This is a genomic window from Flavobacterium sp. (assembly GCF_024642105.1).
In the GTDB taxonomy this organism is placed as follows: domain Bacteria; phylum Bacteroidota; class Bacteroidia; order Flavobacteriales; family Flavobacteriaceae; genus Flavobacterium.
Map to the genome: position 1 here is coordinate 1 of NZ_JAHEBT010000004.1, position 13904 is coordinate 13904.

Annotated in this window: 14 protein-coding genes; 11 read left to right on the forward strand and 3 right to left on the reverse strand. The window is 34.7% G+C overall.

The genetic code is table 11. The features are described from left to right. Window positions 1-125: 125 nt before the first annotated feature. Entirely contained in the window at window positions 126-1856 is a 1731-nt protein-coding gene (locus Q0L65_RS01875; RefSeq protein ID WP_296682787.1) for a M14 family metallopeptidase, read from the forward strand. A 113-nt stretch (window positions 1857-1969) separates the two neighbouring features. On the opposite strand, the gene Q0L65_RS01880 is transcribed toward Q0L65_RS01875, so the two are convergent. Continuing rightward, on the reverse strand, window positions 1970-2566 hold the full coding sequence (locus tag Q0L65_RS01880; protein ID WP_296682789.1) for an NUDIX domain-containing protein: 597 nt from the start codon (window positions 2564-2566) through the stop codon (window positions 1970-1972). 7 nt (window positions 2567-2573) lie between these two features. On the opposite strand from Q0L65_RS01880, the gene pyrE reads away from it, so the two are divergent. Both pyrE and Q0L65_RS01890 read left to right on the forward strand, forming a co-directional pair. Next, window positions 2574-3215: an orotate phosphoribosyltransferase gene (gene pyrE, locus Q0L65_RS01885; protein ID WP_296682790.1), complete on the forward strand. Its 642-nt coding sequence runs from the start codon at window positions 2574-2576 to the stop codon at window positions 3213-3215. A gap of 17 nt (window positions 3216-3232) precedes the next feature. Beyond that, entirely contained in the window at window positions 3233-3625 is a 393-nt protein-coding gene (locus Q0L65_RS01890) for an SRPBCC family protein (RefSeq protein WP_296682792.1), read from the forward strand. A 143-nt stretch (window positions 3626-3768) separates the two neighbouring features. On the opposite strand, the gene Q0L65_RS01895 is transcribed toward Q0L65_RS01890, so the two are convergent. After that, a complete protein-coding gene (locus Q0L65_RS01895; RefSeq protein ID WP_296682794.1) occupies window positions 3769-4497 on the reverse strand; it encodes a biotin--[acetyl-CoA-carboxylase] ligase in 729 nt (242 codons plus the stop codon). A 98-nt stretch (window positions 4498-4595) separates the two neighbouring features. Here Q0L65_RS01895 and rsfS point away from each other — a divergent pair, with 98 nt between their 5' ends. From rsfS to Q0L65_RS01930, 7 genes are all read left to right on the forward strand, one after another. Beyond that, a complete protein-coding gene (rsfS, locus tag Q0L65_RS01900) occupies window positions 4596-4967 on the forward strand; it encodes a ribosome silencing factor (protein WP_296682795.1) in 372 nt (123 codons plus the stop codon). 15 nt (window positions 4968-4982) lie between these two features. Then, entirely contained in the window at window positions 4983-6905 is a 1923-nt protein-coding gene (gene ftsH / locus Q0L65_RS01905) for an ATP-dependent zinc metalloprotease FtsH (RefSeq protein WP_296682797.1), read from the forward strand. Window positions 6906-7015: 110 nt separating this feature from the next. After that, window positions 7016-7618 carry a lactate utilization protein B/C gene (locus tag Q0L65_RS01910; protein ID WP_296682799.1) on the forward strand — a complete coding sequence of 201 codons (603 nt, stop codon included), beginning with the start codon at window positions 7016-7018 and terminating at the stop codon, window positions 7616-7618. A 1-nt stretch (window position 7619) separates the two neighbouring features. Continuing rightward, window positions 7620-8510: a phosphatidate cytidylyltransferase gene (locus Q0L65_RS01915; RefSeq protein WP_296682801.1), complete on the forward strand. Its 891-nt coding sequence runs from the start codon at window positions 7620-7622 to the stop codon at window positions 8508-8510. Further along, entirely contained in the window at window positions 8500-9153 is a 654-nt protein-coding gene (locus Q0L65_RS01920) for a phosphatidylserine decarboxylase family protein (RefSeq protein ID WP_296682803.1), read from the forward strand. Before Q0L65_RS01915 ends, Q0L65_RS01920 begins: the two co-directional genes overlap by 11 nt. Next, window positions 9153-9422: an acyl-CoA-binding protein gene (locus tag Q0L65_RS01925; RefSeq protein ID WP_296682804.1), complete on the forward strand. Its 270-nt coding sequence runs from the start codon at window positions 9153-9155 to the stop codon at window positions 9420-9422. Before Q0L65_RS01920 ends, Q0L65_RS01925 begins: the two co-directional genes overlap by 1 nt. Before the next feature lie 7 nt (window positions 9423-9429). Beyond that, entirely contained in the window at window positions 9430-10200 is a 771-nt protein-coding gene (locus tag Q0L65_RS01930) for a superoxide dismutase (protein ID WP_296682806.1), read from the forward strand. Window positions 10201-10211: 11 nt separating this feature from the next. Here the strand turns inward: Q0L65_RS01930 and Q0L65_RS01935 are convergent, their stop codons facing one another. Further along, entirely contained in the window at window positions 10212-11990 is a 1779-nt protein-coding gene (locus Q0L65_RS01935; RefSeq protein ID WP_296682807.1) for an alpha-amylase family glycosyl hydrolase, read from the reverse strand. A gap of 311 nt (window positions 11991-12301) precedes the next feature. On the opposite strand from Q0L65_RS01935, the gene Q0L65_RS01940 reads away from it, so the two are divergent. Then, entirely contained in the window at window positions 12302-13870 is a 1569-nt protein-coding gene (locus tag Q0L65_RS01940) for an OstA-like protein (RefSeq protein ID WP_296682953.1), read from the forward strand. Window positions 13871-13904 lie beyond the last annotated feature (34 nt).

Sequence of the window (13904 nt, forward strand, 5' to 3'; positions counted from 1 at the left end):
TTGTGTATTCATGGCGCAAAGATAGTGCTTTGGTTGGCGAATAAGAAAACCCAAGTCTTTATTTGATTCTTTTTCAGTGATAATTTAAAAAAAGCTACATTTGATTTTTATAAAAACTACCGAAAATGAGATTTTTAACGACGCTACTTCTTTTGTGTTCCTTGACTATTTTGGCACAAACCCACACAAAATACGATACCTATTTTGAAAAAGGAAACGGAAATCAATCAGCAACTTACCAAGAGACAATCGCTTATTTTGAATTATTAGCGAATGATTTTAAAACCATCGATATAAAAACAATGGGCTTAACCGATAGTGGTGAACCCTTACATATGGTGACTTTCAATTCGGATGCCACTTTTGACTTTGAAGCAATTCAAAAAAATAAAGCTGTGTTATTCATCAACAACGGAATTCACGCAGGAGAACCTGATGGGATTGATGCATCGATGCAGTTCTTTAGAGATTTGGCTTTAGGCAAAATAAAAGCGCCTAAAAATACCGTAATCGTGTGCATTCCGGTGTACAATATTGGCGGCGCTTTAAACCGAAACAGCTTTACAAGAGCCAATCAAAACGGTCCAGAAGAATACGGTTTTAGAGGCAATGCCCGCAACTATGATTTGAATCGGGATTTCATCAAATCGGATACACGAAACACCAAAAGTTTTGTCGAAATTTTTCACCAAATTAATCCGGATGTTTTTATTGATAACCATGTCAGCAATGGGTCTGATTACCAATACAAACTCACCTACATCATGACAGAACCTAGTAAATTAGGAACAGTTTTGGGTTCGTATCTACGAAAAGAAATGATGCCCAACTTGGTTTCGGATTTGAAGAAGAAAAAAATCGAAACGACTCCTTATGTCAATACCTTTCACGAAACACCTGACCAAGGATTTGCGCAGTTTTATGACAGTCCGCGTTACACAACGGGGTATACTTCCCTATTCAATTCGATCGGATTTGTGGTAGAAACACACATGCTGAAAAAATATAGTGATCGTGTGAAAGTCACCTACGAATTCATGAAATCTACTTTGGAATTCACCGATGCGAATGCTACCACCATCAAACAAAAAAGACAAGAAAACGAAGCACAATTCCAACCCAATAAAAACTACACTTTGCAATGGGAAGTGGACAATAGTGCAAAAGAACCTTTTACTTTTTTGGGTTATAAAGCGGGTTACAAAAAAAGTGAGGCCACTACGGGACAGCGTTTGTTTTACGACCGAAACAAACCCTTCAAAAAAGAAGTGCCTTTCTTTCCGCAATACAAATCAGTAAAAGACGTAACCATTCCTAAAGCCTATGTCATTCCGCGTGGATTTTGGCCGGTGATTGAACTTTTGAAAAGCAATGGCATTATCTGTCAACCCATTCCAAAAGACACGACTATTGAAGTAGAAAGCTACCGAATTGTAGATTACAAAACTACGCCTTCGGCTTACGAAGGACATTATATTCACCGAAATACCGTAGTAGCATCAAAAACCGAAAAACTGGCTTTCGCCAAAGGAGATTATATTGTTCCTACCCAACAAAAAGGCATCAAATACCTTTTAGAAACGCTCGAACCCGAAGCGATTGACTCCTATTTTAATTGGAATTTCTTTGATCCCATTTTACAACAAAAAGAAGGGTATTCGGATTATGTATTTGAAGATACGGCAGCGCAATTGCTGAAAGACAATCCGAAATTAAAAAGTGATTTGGAAGTAAAAAAACAAAAGGAACCCGAGTTCTTGAACAATCCTAAAGCGCAACTGGATTGGATGTACAAACAGTCCGTCTATTATGAAAAAGCGCATTTACAGTATCCTGTGTACCGAATAACTAAATAAAAATCTGTCTGAAAAACTTTTCATGTCAAGCTGAACTTGTTTCAGCTTCTAAAAATTAAAGTAATGATTATTTTAGATTCCGAAATAAATTCGGAATGACAAATTTTGTAGATTTAAATAACTTCTTCTTCAAATAATAATTTGATATTTTCATAGGAGTTCTTCAAGGCCTCTTTGATTTGTAATGGACTCAGCCAAGCTACTTTCTCAATTCCTTCCTCGGCTTGCCCTACCAATGTCCCATCATAATCAGAAGTCATCTCAAACCAATGCGTAATTTTAAGTCGGTACTTACCGTTACGCTTAAAAACGTGATAGGTTTTTTGAAGTTTTTTGGTCACTTTTAGTTTTCCAACACCAGTTTCTTCTTCTACTTCGCGCATAGCGGTGTCTTCAATTTCTTCTCCTTTGTTGGTGCCGCCTTTAGGCAAATCCCATTTTCCATTTCTAAAAATAAAAAGCACCTCCCCTTTTTTATTGTACACCAAGCCGCCACCCGCTTTATTTACAGGAATTTTTTCTTTTAACGTTTTCAAAATTTCCTTTTCATCGGGATGATACAAATAGGCTTTTTGAATTTTATTTTGAAAAATTTTTACAATAAGCTGTTCGATGTCAATACTTTCTAACAAAAACAATTGAAAATCGGTCTCCTTAGAGATATGATTTGTTAAAAAAAGTGGTTTGTCGTTCACAAAAACTTTATACATTTGCACTATGATTTTTAATAAAGAAACAGCCGAAAAAACAGCCGAATTGCTTTTGCAAATAAATGCAATTAAATTGAATCCAAGAAATCCTTTTACATGGGCTTCTGGATGGAAATCGCCAATCTATTGCGACAACCGACTAATCCTTTCATTTCCAGCCATCCGAAATTATGTTCGCGATGAGTTTGCCAAAAATATTGAAAAACAATTTGGTAAGCCAGACGTAATTGCAGGAGTTGCTACTGGAGCCATTGGAATTGGTATTCTTGTTGCCGAATGTATGGGATTGCCTTTTGTATACGTACGTCCAGAACCTAAAAAACACGGAAGACAAAATCAAGTAGAAGGTTTTTTACAAAAAGGACAAAATGTAGTAGTGGTGGAAGACTTAATTAGTACCGGAAACAGTAGTTTACTTGCTGTGGAAGCTTTGAAAGAAGCAGGAGCTAATCTCAAAGGAATGGCTGCTATTTTTACGTATGGATTTGATTTAGCCGAGCAAAATTTCAAAAATGCTAATGTGGAATTATACACCTTAAGCAATTACGAAAACTTATTGAACTTGGCTGTAGCCAAAACCTATATCACCGAAGAAGAACAACAAACCTTAAGCGAATGGAACGTGAATCCTTCGACTTGGAATGTGTAATTTGAAATAAAAACCAGATGAATTTAGAAAGTCCAAAAGTTAGTGTTCAAAAATCAGCTCAAGAATTATTTGATTTATTGTCTGATGTAAAAAACTTTGAACAATTAATGCCTGAAAATATTGCAAAATTTGAAGTCATTGGCGCTGATGCTTTCATTTTTGGTTTAAAAGGAATGCCTGAAATCAAATTAGTAATTAAAGAAAAATTGGCTCCAAACAAACTAATTTTAGGTGCTGCTAGCGATAAATTGCCTTTTACTTTAACCGCTTCCATTGACGCGGTTACTGAAAATAGTGCTGATGTGAAATTGGATTTTGAAGGCGATTTTAACCCAATGATGGCGATGATGATTAAAGGACCTATTCAAAAATTCATCGAAACCTTGGTGGAGAATATGCACAAATTATAATATTTAAATACGACACAAAAAGGGCTGTATAAAAAGTACTCGATTTGTCATTCCGAATTCATTTCGGAATCTATAACATTAATTATTTATAGAAACTGAAACAAGTTCAGTTTGACAAAAAAACTTTATACAGCCCTTTTTTATTAATATAACATTTGAATCTCTTTGATATCAAATTCGGCAACAGAATCGTCTTCTAACAAGACTTGTAGCTTACCAATTGTGGATATGCCTTGAATCATTCCCATGAATTTTTCATCCTTCGAATTAGCAAACGGCATTGGAATATCTTTTTTATATAAAAAGTCCACAAATTGTTGCCGCAACGAAGCTGGATTTAGTTTGCTCTCAGCTACATTCATTTCTAAGTTTGTAATAATATCCAAAAGCAACTTTTCTTTATCGAATTCTTTTCCTGTTACCACTGCCAAAGAAGACGCTTTTGGCAATCCTTCAAAATTAGTTTGGTTGACATTCAATCCTAAACCAACGATTGACAAGATAGTTCCATCACTTTTAATGCTATTTTCAATCAAAATACCACCAATTTTTTTATTGGCTGACAGAATGTCGTTCGGCCATTTGATACTTAAATCAGGGATGTTATTCTTTTTTAAAGCTGTAATAACCGCCAAGGAAACGGCAATATTTAAGTTGAAAATTTCGTTGATATCTTTCAAGAAATCTTTAACCAAAACACTCATTATTAGATTTTTACCTACTTCTGAATTCCAAACAGCTCCCATTTGCCCCTTCCCTTTGGTTTGGTTCTCGGCAGTAACCACAGTGAAATTTTCAAGATCTGGTTGAGTCGATATTCCTTTAAGAAATTCGTTAGTAGAATCTATGGCATCGAGTTTGATTAGTTTCATACAACTATAATTTGCAACACAGAACTTAATATTCTGTTAATGGTTCAAAAATAATCACAAAAAATGGTAACTTTACCAACTTATATTAAAAATAATTCATGGCGAAAAAGACTATAAATAATGATGTACTCATTGCTAACATCATCAAGGGAATCGAAGAAGTAAAAGGAAATGATATTGACATCTTAGATTTAAGAGAAATAGATACCGCAGTGTGCGATTATTTCATCATCTGCAACGGAACCTCTAACACTCAAGTTAACGCCATTGTAAGTTCCGTTCAAAAAACCGTTTCAAAAGAATTGAAAGACAAGCCTTGGCATGTGGAAGGAACTGATAATGCCGAGTGGGTATTGATGGACTATGTCAATGTAGTCGTTCACGTTTTCCAAAAACACATCCGTGAGTATTACAACATCGAAAGCCTTTGGGGAGATGCAAAAATTACTTCAATCGAAAACAAATACTAAAGAAAAAAACTAGTAATGGCGAATAATAATCCAAATCCGAATAAATTTAAAGTAAGTCCTTGGTTAGTATACACAGGTATTCTTCTTATTTTTCTTTTCATCAGTTTTGCAACTGGCGGAAGTAATTTTGAGGAGCCTGCGCAATTAACCTCGTCTAAATTCAACAATTTCCTTGAGAAAGGACAAATTGAAAAAGTGATTGTGTACAATAAAAGCGAAGCTGAAGTGTATTTAACTGCGACCGCTTTAAAAGACAAAACACATTCAAAAGTTGCTAAAGATGTTTTTGATCGTCCTAACGCTGGACCGCATTATACTTTGGAAATTGGTAATGACCAAATCTTCCAAACTAAATTAGAAAAAGCAGTGGGAGAAGGAAAATTGAAAGATTTTAACTTCTTACAAAAAAGCAATTGGACTGACATTTTCGTGAGTTTATTGCCAATTATCGTCATTATTGCTGTTTGGATATTCATCATGAGAAGAATGTCGGGTGGCGGTGCTGGTGGTGGCGGACAAATTTTCAATATTGGAAAATCGAAAGCCAAACTATTTGACGAAAAAACAGATATTAAAACGACTTTCAAAGATGTAGCGGGTTTAGAAGGAGCTAAAGAAGAAATTCAAGAAATTGTTGAGTTCCTTAAAAATCCTGAAAAATACACTAATCTTGGAGGTAAAATCCCAAAAGGAGCGTTGTTAGTAGGGCCTCCCGGAACAGGAAAAACCTTATTAGCTAAAGCTGTTGCTGGTGAAGCACAAGTACCTTTCTTCTCATTATCAGGTTCTGATTTTGTAGAAATGTTTGTAGGTGTTGGAGCGTCTCGTGTGAGAGATTTATTCAAACAAGCCAAAGAAAAATCACCTTCAATTATCTTTATCGATGAGATTGATGCGGTAGGTAGAGCAAGAGGAAAAAACAATATGTCAGGTGGTAATGACGAACGTGAAAACACATTGAATCAATTGTTAACTGAGATGGATGGTTTTGGAACCAATTCGAATGTTATTGTACTAGCGGCTACCAACCGTGCTGATGTTTTAGACAAAGCATTGATGCGTGCAGGTCGTTTTGACAGACAAATATTTGTTGATTTACCAGACATTCGCGAACGCGGAGAAATCTTTAAAGTACATTTAGCACCTTTGAAAAAAGTAGAAGGATTAGATGTTGACTTTTTGGCCAAACAAACTCCTGGTTTTTCAGGTGCTGATATTGCTAATGTTTGTAACGAAGCGGCTTTGATTGCTGCAAGAAACAATAAAACTGCAGTTGATAAACAAGATTTCTTAGACGCCGTTGACAGAATTATTGGTGGTTTAGAAAAGAAAAATAAAATTGTAACTCCAGAGGAGAAAAAAGCAATTGCCATTCACGAAGCAGGTCACGCAACCGTAAGTTGGATGTTAGAACATGCTGCACCGCTAATCAAAGTAACCATTGTACCAAGAGGACAAAGTTTAGGTGCTGCTTGGTATTTACCGGAAGAACGTTTAATTGTTCGTCCTGACCAAATGCTAGACGAAATGTGTGCTACCATGGGAGGAAGAGCTGCTGAAAAAGTAATCTTCAATAGAATTTCCACCGGAGCATTAAGTGACTTAGAAAAAGTAACTCGCCAAGCAAGAGCAATGGTTACAGTTTATGGTTTAAATGAGAAAATTGGAAACGTTACTTACTATGATTCTTCAGGTCAAAGTGAATACAGTTTCTCAAAACCATATTCTGACGAAACTGCTAAAGTAATTGACGAAGAAATCTCTACTTTAATCGAAGGTCAATACCAAAGAGCGATTCAGATATTAAAAGAAAATAAAGAGAAACTGAATCAATTAGCTGATATTTTAATCGAAAAAGAAGTCATATTTAAAGATGATTTAGAAGCTATTTTCGGAAAAAGAAGCTTTGATGAAAACTTAGAAGAAGTAGTCTCTTAATTTTAAATTATCAATATTTTATAAAATCTTAATTCAAAAATCACTTTTGAATTAAGATTTTTTTATCTTTGAACGTTTTCAAACAATATTTTAAGTAGTTCAAATAGAATATGAGTCTTTTTAGAAAATTATTTAGTTCCAGTAATCCGGCTTCTGAGGAAGATAAAGAGAACGAACAAAGCCAATTTCTTCCTGAAGTAACTATGGCTGTTGACGAAGCTTTTATTTATCATTTCAAAAAGAATGGTGGCAAATTTATATACTGTGAAAATAAAAAAGAAGTAAGCGAACAATTTGAAAATATTTTAGAAGAAAACGATTGGTTTGAAAATGAAGTTTTATGTTATGATCCAAACCTTTTCCATTTACTAGACGAGAATAAATTACCATACGAAAAGCCAGCTAATCCAACATTCCTATTGGCGAGCTGTGAAAATTTAATCGCCGAAGAAGGTTCTATTTTATTTTCTTCTAAGCAAATAAAGCAACTAAAACCTAACGAATTACCTGTAAACATTGTCGTTATTGCTACTACAAGCCAAATTCTTGGAGCTAAAAGTGATGGACTTAGTGCTATAAAAAAGAAATACGAAAGAGACTACCCTACCAACATTACTACTATAAAATATTTCGAAAAAGCAAAAGAAGAAGATTTTACACAATACGGAAGTTCTGCTAAGAACTTGTATTTATTGCTTTTAGAAGATCTTTAAAATGAATGAAACGCTTAAAAGAGGGATTTCTGGTGTAATTTACATTACACTTTTATTATCCTGCATTCTATATTCTACTGAAAGTTTTATCCTTTTGTTTGGTGTTTTTTTAGTGATTGCTACTTTTGAATTTTGCAATTTGGTAAAAATAAACACTCTTTTACCTCTCTCTTTTGTAACGTTGTCTTATTCTATCATTAGTTTAGTCAGCTACTACGGAAAGAAAACAGACGATTATTTATCCAATCTTCGGGAAAAACAAATAGAATTAGGTATTGATATTGATCAACTGAATGTAGTTCTATTAATCATTACACTTCTAGTATTCCTAAAATGTCTTGTTTTTTTATTTGATAATAAAGAATTGACCGTTACAAAACTTTGGAAATACCTCTATCTTATAGGGTATATTCTGCTACCCTTCATTTTTATTGTGAAAATATCTTTTGGAATAAACGATTATAATCCTAAAATTATCATCGGCCTATTCATACTGATTTGGACTAATGATACCTTTGCCTACTTGGTTGGAAAATCAATCGGAAAACACAAATTATACGAACGCATTTCTCCTAAAAAAACAATAGAAGGATTCCTTGGTGGGGTTGTATTTGCTGTTTTTGCAGGCTACCTAATTTCTAAATTATACATCAAACCTAATCCTGATTTTAGTGATAAATCCATTTTAATTTGGACAATGATTGCTTTAATAGTGGGTGTTTTTGGAACTATTGGTGACTTAATTGAATCCAAGTTCAAACGTATCGCCGAAGTAAAAGACAGCGGCAAAATAATGCCTGGACATGGAGGCATACTAGATCGTCTAGATAGTGTTATATTTGTAGCACCAATTGTATATTTATTTTATCAAATTTTATCTTATGTTTCATAAAGAAGGAACTCCGTCAATTTTATTAGGTACTTTTATAACCGCTATCGTTTTATTAGCTAGTGACAATTTAATTGATACTAATTGGATTAAGATGACGATTCAAATCATCACACTCCTTTTTTTAATTATTATTCTTCAATTTTTCAGAAATCCGAAACGCACTTTCATCTTAAACGAAGATCAAATTCTTTCTCCTGTAGATGGAAAAGTAGTCGTTATTGAAGAAGTATATGAAGGGGAATATTTTAAAGACAAACGCCTACAAGTTTCTATATTCATGTCGCCAATTAACGTACATGTTACTCGTTATCCAATGGGAGGTGTTGTAAAATTTAGCAAATACCACCCAGGGAAATTTTTAGTAGCTTGGCATCCAAAGGCAAGTGAAGAAAATGAAAGAACCACTATAGTAGTAGAAAATAAATCTTTCGGAGAGGTATTGTACAGACAAATTGCTGGTGCATTAGCCAAGCGAATTGTAAACTACGCCGAAGAAGGAATGCAAGTAATTCAGGGAACTGATGCTGGTTTTATCAAATTTGGTTCAAGAGTAGATTTATTTTTACCTTTAGGAACTCCAATTAATGTAGTATTAAATCAAAAAGCCATTGGCGGAAAAACAGTTATTGCAACCAAAGCGTAATGATTGAGAACGATTTAGATAAACGATTTGACGAAGCCGTTGAAGCAGCTTCAAAAATGACGCAAGCCTCTTTACCTCAAGATGTACAATTGCGCTTGTATGCTTTTTACAAACAAGCAACCTTTGGCTCTGCCCAATACAACCAATCTGAAAATTTTGATTTGCGTAATGCTTTCAAAACCAATGCTTGGATGCAAATCAGTCACATCTCTATTGAAGAAGCCAAAGAACAGTATATTGAAATCATCAATTCTTTATTGAAAAAATAAACAAGTCATGAAAAAACACTTTTTTAAAGTAATTTATGTAGCATTCTTTTTTATTTTATTCTCTTGTAACAAGAAAAAACTCACCGAAGTAGTTGAAGTCCCTTTGCCAAGTGCCGAAGAAAAAATCACTATGGGAATTCCTGATGATGTCAAAGCAAATGATGGCTCTTTCCAATTGGAAAAATTAGCTTTTGGCTACGATGCTTTAGCGCCAAATCTATCCGCAATTACACTTGAAAATCATTATTCTAAACACTATTTATCATACACCAATAAGTTGAATGAAGCTATTGCGGGAACTAATTTAGAAAACGGTACTATTGAAGAAGTAGTATCGCAATTAGACACTAGTAATGAAGAACAAAAAAACAATGCAGGGGGGTATTACAACCACTCGCTTTATTTTAAATGTATAGGACCAAAAGCAGGTGGTCAACCGAAGGATTCCTTGGCAACCGCTATTGATAAAGATTTTGAATCTTTTGATAATTTTACCACTCAATTCAAAGGAGAAGCGACTAAAGTATTTGGTTCAGGTTGGGTTTGGTTAATTGTAGATCGTTCTGGAAAATTGCAAATCACAAGTACTGCCAACCAAGACAATCCTTTGATGAGAAATGCAAAAGTACAAGGAAAACCTATCTTAGCTTTAGATGTTTGGGAACATGCTTATTATTTGGATTACCAATACAAACGTAAAAACTACATTGATGCTTTCTTTAATGTGATCAACTGGAGAAAAGTAGAAGAAAATTACGAAGAAGCTATTTCAAAATAGTATTCTTTTAATTACTTCAACTGATAAATAAACGATTCCAACGGCTCAATGGCAATTTGTACTTTTCCTTGTCCGTGAAGCACTTCTAAAGTCAAGCTACTCTTTTGGTACAGCTGGTCAATAATTGCATATTTTCCGTCTTTTAAATGCCATTTCTGAATCACATCTTCCGGGATTTTCAATTCAAAATGACTGGTATGTAAAGATGAAAAATTAGAAATTACAATCAACTTTTCTGTATCTGACCAACGCACAAACGAATATACTTCAGGATAATACCCCTCTGTAGCATATCGGTTTAATCCATGAATTTCTTGAAATTCTCCCATCAAAGCCGAGCTTTTTAAAGTAAAGTTCAATACCCTTTTATAAAAATCACGTAACGATTTCTCCGAAGACGATAATTGCCCGCCATCAAATTTACCGCCATTCATCCATCGTTGATGATTTGGAACACCCACATAATCAAAGATAGAGGTTCTAGAATGGGTTCCAAAACCACCATTTTCATTACCTGCCTCGCCTACTTCTTGTCCAAAATAAATCATTGTTGGCGAAGTACTAATAGTAGCTGAAACCACCATTAATGGCTTTCCTTTTTCTGCTGAACCTGCAAATTCTTGACTTGCTAAACGTTGTTCATCATGATTATCCAAGAAATGCAACATGTGGTGCTCAATATCAGCCAATCCTTTTTGGATATCGGTAATCGGATCTGTTTGACTTCTACCTTGTACAATCTCTTTTAACTTGTCATACAATTCCACTTTGTCATACAAGTAATCCATCTTACCTAAACGAATGTAATTTCTGTATTCTTTTGGGTTGTACACTTCTGCTAATAAAAAGGCATCCGATCTTTTTACTTTAATCGCCGAATTCATGTAGCTCCAAAACTCATAAGGTACCATTTCGGCCATATCGTAACGAAAACCATCAACTCCTTTGGCCAACCAATATTCGGCAATAGCGCGAAATTTTTTCCAAGAACTTGGCACTTCTTTATCTTTCCAAAAATCAAAATGTTCTTGACACGATTTGGCTTCAAATCCGGCTGGAAGTTCCGCAAAATCTTTAGTTCCGTCAGGACGAATTCCGTAATTTACTTTTACCGTTTCGTACCAATCATTTTTGTCTGGCTTAGCCAAACGTGAACCATTCCCAGTCCATTTTGCAGGAAATTCTTCAAATTTACCATCAATCAACGGATTCACTTCTCCATTTAAAGGAGTAATACCATCAGGCAATTCGAAACGGGTATTCGGAATGTAATAGAAATTATTGTCCTTATGATATTCAACCGTAACATCATCATCTGCACCAAAATCTCTAACCCCTTTTGGATTATTCTGTCCTTCGTATTTTCGTGCCACGTGATTCGGAACAATATCTATAATCAACTTCAATCCCGCTTTGTGTGTACGTGCTATTAAGTCTTCAAATTCTTGCAAACGATTGGCTGGATTCACTGCCAAATCAGGATTCACATTGTAATAATCTTTTACGGCATACGGCGAACCTGCTCTTCCTTTTACCACTTCAGGATCATCATTCGAAATACCATATTGAGTGTAATCGCGTATGACAGCATGATGGGGGACTCCAGTGTACCAAATATGACTTACCCCTAAATTTTTAATTTCCAGTAACGCTTTGTCCGTAAAATCATTGAACTTCCCTACTCCATTTTCTTCAATCGTACCCCAAGGCTTGTTAGTGGTGTTTGTATTTCCAAATAATCGAGTAAAAACTTGATATACTACGGCTTTATGTGATGGGGTATTTTTCATTTTTTGAGTATTACTTTTATTATGATGAGATTGCGCTCCACTATGCAGAGAAAAAACAAGAGCAGCAATAAAAAAAAATTGTTTCATAGTAGATTAGCATTTAAGCGTATTGACAAATATAATTATTTTTAAGACATCGGCAAGAACGACTTTTAGAGGAATTAGATAGTTCATCGTTAGTTTATAAATATTTCTTAAATACCCTTGCTCTTCACACAATTTGATTAATTTTATGCCCAAATTATTTAGACTTGAAAAAATTTCAATTTGCACTCTATTTGGCTTTGTTTTTAGTACTTGTACCAAAAGTAATGGGACAAGCACCTAAAAAAATCATGGTAGAACATTCTGATTTTGCCGATGTAAACCAAGTAGAAATTCCTGATGCTTTTTTATTAACCGGAAATGTACGTGTCAACCATGACGGAGTGGTATTAACCTGTAACAAAGCCTATTATTTTCAAAAAGAAAACTACATCAAAGCCTTTGGAAACGTACAGTTAGTACAAGGTGACACTCTATTCTTAAACAGTAAATATGCCGAATATAGCGGCAATGTAAAAAAAGCATTTGCAACTGGCGATGCTGTGATGAGTTCACCTGAAGCTACTTTGGTAACAGATACTATTAATTTTGACCGAAATACTCAAGAAGTTTTTTATAACACTAAAGGAACAATAACTAACTTACAAAACACCTTAGTGAGTAAGTCGGGAAAATACTATGTCCCTGAAAAAAAATTCCAATTCCTTACTGAAGTTACGATAACCAATCCCACTTATGTTATCAGGTCCAATCACTTAGATTATTACAGTAATTCGGGACACTCCTATTTGTTAGGTCCTTCCACCATTACCAGTAAAGCCAATTATATTTATACCGAAAAAGGATTTTACGACACCAAGAAAAACAAAGCGCATTTCTTGAACAAATCGTATATCAAATATGACGACAGAATCATTCGGGGCGATAGTTTGTATTACGACAGGAACAAAGAATTTGCTTCGGCTTCCCGCAATGTAAAAATCACCGATTCCATCAATCGTGGTATTGTAAAAGGACATTATGCCGAAATGTACAAGAAAAAAGATTCTCTTTTTGTAACCAAAAGAGCCGTTGCCATCAACTTTGTCGAAAATGACTCCGTTTACATTCACGGAAAAAAATTAATGGTCACAGGAAAAGAAGGAAACCGAATCATTCGCGCTTTCAACAATGTGCGTTTTTTCAAAAAAGATATGAGTGGCAAGTGCGATTCGATTCATTCGAATTCCAAAATTGCCTTGACCAAATTAATTGGAAATCCCATTCTCTGGAACGGAGAAAGCCAAATTACAGGAGATGTTATGCACCTCATTGGCAACAACATAACACAAAAATTAGACTCACTCAAAGTGCTTAACAATACCTTTCTCGTCTCCAAAGACACTCTTGGAACGGGATACAACCAAATTAAAGGGCAAAATCTCTTTGGTAAATTTGAAGAAGGAAAACTACATGATGTAGACATTATCAAAAATACTGAAGTGATTTATTATATGCGGAATGACGCTCACGAACTTATTGGCATCAACAAGAATAAGAGTAGTAAAATCAACATTTTGTTCAATAAAAATGAGGTGGATCAAATTACCTTTTTCAAACAAGTAGATGGCGATTTATTCCCTGAAAAAGATTTACCCGAAAATGACAGAAAATTCAAAGGCTTCATTTGGCGAGGCGAAGAACGAATCAAATCTAAAGACGACATCTTCCCTCCTGAAGAAAATGAGGACAATGAAAAAATAGCCAAACAAGCCAAGGCACAAAAAGACAAGAAAAATGTACCTATGAAAGTGCGGAAAGAAACCTTGGATTACGATAAAAAGAAGAAGAAATAGTCATTGAAATAGCAATCGCAAAAATCAAATTTCA